This is a genomic window from Dietzia sp. HMSC21D01 (genome assembly GCF_001815995.1).
In the GTDB taxonomy this organism is placed as follows: domain Bacteria; phylum Actinomycetota; class Actinomycetes; order Mycobacteriales; family Mycobacteriaceae; genus Dietzia; species Dietzia cinnamea.
This window is the reverse complement of record NZ_KV823658.1, coordinates 1-2,914: the sequence shown is the minus strand read 5'-3', so window position 1 is coordinate 2,914 and position 2,914 is coordinate 1. Positions and strand designations below refer to the sequence as shown.

General features: G+C 73.9%; 3 protein-coding genes. 2 read left to right on the top strand and 1 reads right to left on the bottom strand.

All coding sequences use genetic code 11. The annotated features are described in order from the left end of the window. Positions 1-763 (bottom strand): o-succinylbenzoate synthase (locus tag HMPREF3086_RS01425; protein WP_070719777.1); only part of this gene is annotated, 763 nt, incomplete at its 3' end. A 23-nt stretch (positions 764-786) separates the two neighbouring features. Between HMPREF3086_RS01425 and HMPREF3086_RS01420 the strand changes: the two genes are divergently transcribed. Both HMPREF3086_RS01420 and menE read left to right on the top strand, forming a co-directional pair. Further along, positions 787-1,791, top strand: coding sequence for a 1,4-dihydroxy-2-naphthoyl-CoA synthase (locus HMPREF3086_RS01420; protein ID WP_070719776.1), 1,005 nt, complete (start codon positions 787-789; stop codon positions 1,789-1,791). A 20-nt stretch (positions 1,792-1,811) separates the two neighbouring features. Further along, positions 1,812-2,914, top strand: a 1,103-nt coding sequence (gene menE / locus HMPREF3086_RS01415; protein WP_070719775.1) for an o-succinylbenzoate--CoA ligase, incomplete at its 3' end; no start/stop codon positions are given.

Genomic DNA, 2,914 nt, shown 5'->3' with positions numbered 1-2,914 from the left:
CGGCCACGGCCAGCAGGCGCCGGGGCCCGCCCAGCGGCGCGACCTTCACCACCGCCCGGTCGGCGCCACCCGCGCGCACGACCCGCAGGGGATCCTCGGCCCGGCGGATGGACTCGTCGGCGGCCACGTCCACGTGCACGCCGTCGGCGACGAGGCGCTCCCGCAGCTCCACCAGCTCGTCGACGGTCGCGCACGGTTGCTCGACGTACTCCAGGCCCGGCCCGTCCAACGACACCGGCCCGGTGCCCGGGGCGCGCGAGACGTCGGCGGCACGCACCGCCTGGTCGAGGACCCGCACGGCGTGGGCGGCCTCCGCGACCGACCACGCCCCGTTGGCGTCCACCCGCACCCGCGCCCCGGGTCGGGCCTGCAGGACGGCGGCGACGCGGGCGACGTCGTCTACGAGATGCTGCCCCTTCTCCGCCACCTTGACCTTGATCGTCATACACCCCGGGAAGCGATCGAGGATCGCGCCGACCTCGCCGGCCGCCACCGCCGGGACCGTCGCGTTGACCGGGACGCGCGAGCGCAGGGGCGCCGGTGGGCCCTGCCACGCCATCTCGACGCCCGAGGCGAGCCAGTGGGCGGCCTCGGGATCGTGGTACTCACCGAACGGCCCGAACTCGCCCCACCCGGCGGGCCCGTCGATCAGCACGAGCTCGCGCTCGGTGATGCCGCGGAACCGCACCCGCATCGGCAGGGCCACCACGTGGACGCGGTCGAGTAGATCGTCGATCGACTCGGGGCCCGGTACGGATGTCATGGGTCCACGCTAACGTCGAAGCCATGACTGAGCAGACGGCCGCCGCCAATCCCAGCAGTTCAGCGCGGGACGAGACCGCGAATCCCTTCGATCCGTCACAGTGGCGAGAGGTCGAGGGCTTCGCGAGCGGCGTGGACCTCACCGACCTGACCTATCACCGGCACGTCGGCGAGGGGCGGGTCAACGGGATCGTGCGCATCGCGTTCGACCGGCCCGAGGTGCGCAACGCCTTCCGCCCGCACACCGTCGACGAGCTGTACCGGGTGTTCGACCACGCGCGACGCTCCCCCGACGTGGGCACCGTCCTGTTCACCGGCAACGGGCCCAGCCCCAAGGACGGCGGGTGGGCGTTCTGCTCCGGTGGCGACCAGCGCATCCGCGGCCGCTCCGGCTACCAGTACTCCACCGAGCACGACTCGGACGTCGCCGGCGCCACCGCCGACAAGGTGGACGAGGCGCGCGTGAAGGCCGAGGGCGGGCGCCTGCACATCCTCGAGGTGCAGCGCCTCATCCGCACCATGCCCAAGGTCGTGATCTGCCTGGTCAACGGCTGGGCTGCCGGAGGCGGGCACTCCCTGCACGTGGTGAGCGACCTGACGCTGGCCTCCCGCGAGCACGCGCGGTTCAAGCAGACCGACGCCGACGTGGGCTCGTTCGACGCCGGCTACGGCAGCGCGTACCTCGCCAAGCAGGTGGGCCAGAAGTTCGCCCGCGAGATCTTCTTCCTCGGCCAGCCGTACACCGCCGAGGAGATGTTCCAGATGGGCGCCGTGAACCGGGTGGTGGATCACGCCGAACTGGAGAACACCGCCATCGAGTGGGCGCGGCAGATCAACGGCAAGTCGCCGACCGCGCAGCGGATGCTGAAGTTCGCGTTCAACCTCACCGACGACGGCCTCATGGGCCAGCAGGTGTTCGCCGGCGAGGCCACGCGCCTCGCGTACATGACCGACGAGGCCGTGGAGGGCCGCGACGCGTTCCTGGAGAAGCGCGCGCCCGACTGGGACGACTTCCCCTACTACTACTGACGCGCGCGGACCGTCCGGTCATGGCCGACTCCCCAGCCACCCGCGAGCTGCGCACCCTGCCCGTACCCGGCGGCCCGGCGGTCGCCGAGATCTTCCCCGCTCTGGAGGAGATGCTCACCGACCGCGGGCCCGCCCTGCTACCGGTGCCCGCCGACGACCCCGCGCGCACCCGGATCCTCGTCGACAGTCAGCGCCCCGGCGAGCCGATCGACGACCGCGTCGCCCTGGTTGTGAGCACCTCCGGCTCCACGGGCACGCCCAAGGGCGCGATGCTCTCGGCGGAGGCCCTGGCAGCCTCGGCCGCGGCGACCGACACCGTCCTCGGCGGGCCCGGCCGGTGGCTGCTCGCGCTACCCGCTCATCACATCGCCGGGCTGCAGGTGATCCTGCGGTCCCTGCGCGCCGGGCACGAGCCGGTGGTCGTGGACGTGACGCACGGGTTCGACCCCGAGACGCTGCCCACCGCGGTGGACGCCTGGCGGGCGGGAACGGGAGCGGGGTCCGGGCGCGCTGCCGACCGGGCGTACACCTCACTCGTGCCGGGCCAGCTGGCCAAGGTCCTCGACGAGGGCTCCCCCGCGGCGGTCGACGCCCTCGCCGCGCTCGACGCCGTCCTGCTCGGGGGCGCGGCGGCCGCACCGGAACTGCTCGCGCGCGCGGCCGACGCCGGCGTCCGCGTCGTCCGGACGTACGGGATGAGCGAGACGGCGGGCGGGTGTGTGTACGACGGCGCACCGCTGCCGGGGGTACGGGTCGAGGTCGACGACGACGAGGGCCGCGTCTGGCTGGCGGGCCCGCAGCTCGCCGAGGGATACCGGAACGCCCCTGATCATCCGGCGTTCGCCAGGGCGGGGTGGTTCCGCACCGACGACGCGGGGCAGATCGGCCCGGACGGCAGGCTCCGGGTCCTGGGCCGGTTGGACGAGGCGTTGAGCGTGGGCGGGCTGACGCTCCTCCCGCAGACCGTGGAGGACGCGCTGCGGAGGCATCCCGCGGTCGTCGACGTCGTCGTCGTCGGGATCCCCGACGCCCGGCTGGGCACCCGGCCCGTCGCGGCGGTGACCCTGCGCGCGACCGCCACGGCCGACGAGCTGCGTCGCCACGTCACCGGGGTCCTCGGCGA